Source organism: Campylobacter sp. CNRCH_2013_0855 (genome assembly GCF_025773025.1).
GTDB classification, from domain to species: Bacteria; Campylobacterota; Campylobacteria; order Campylobacterales; family Campylobacteraceae; genus Campylobacter_D; species Campylobacter_D jejuni_C.
Genome location: NZ_JAKMTE010000059.1, coordinates 1 through 669 on the forward strand (window position 1 = coordinate 1; position 669 = coordinate 669).

Annotated in this window: 1 pseudogene; it reads right to left on the reverse strand. The window is 32.1% G+C overall.

Annotation, left to right across the window (positions count from 1 at the left end):
* Positions 1–225: 225 nt before the first annotated feature.
* A pseudogene (locus L8X40_RS08415) lies at positions 226–669 on the reverse strand (hypothetical protein); the annotation flags it as partial.

Here is a 669-nt window from a genome sequence, read left to right on the forward strand (position 1 = left end):
TGTTTGATATTGTGTGCTTCAAACAAAGCTTTAGAATATTCTTGGGTGTATTTGCCTACCTTAGCTCCCCCATCATCTAATAAAATTTTATTCGTTTTTTTTTCTACATCTAAAATAATACCATTAGGCATATAAATTTCATAAGTTTCACTCATTTTTATCCTTTCATCCTATATACAAACCATCTTCCATAATTATAGTAGTGGCTAATGAAATTCATTATTTTTACTCTTTTATATTATGTTCTTTAGCATAAGCTAGTATTTTAGCTCGAAGTTCTTGCGGGAAATTATATCTATATATGGCAGGAATTCTTGGATCAAGGAGTTTATCAAGCTTATGTCTTTTATAATACCATTCTAAGTTTTCAGGGGTAAAATAATAAGGTGCATTAGGATAGCCTTGTGGAGGAGTTAGGGCTGCGAGTTTGGCATGTAGTATTAAAGTATCATTAAAAAGTTGTGCTTCTTCTTCACTCCAATCATTAGGTGTATCGGTTTCATAACCTTCCCTCATGCCATTTTTATACCTTCCCCTATGGCGATCAAATTCTCTTCTGCTTTCATAAGTAGAATCTACATCCCTTGGATCTTTTATTTTACCCTCAACTATATCACTTCTTAAGGCTTTGTATATTTTTCCAGATTCATCACTAGCTATATCATATTT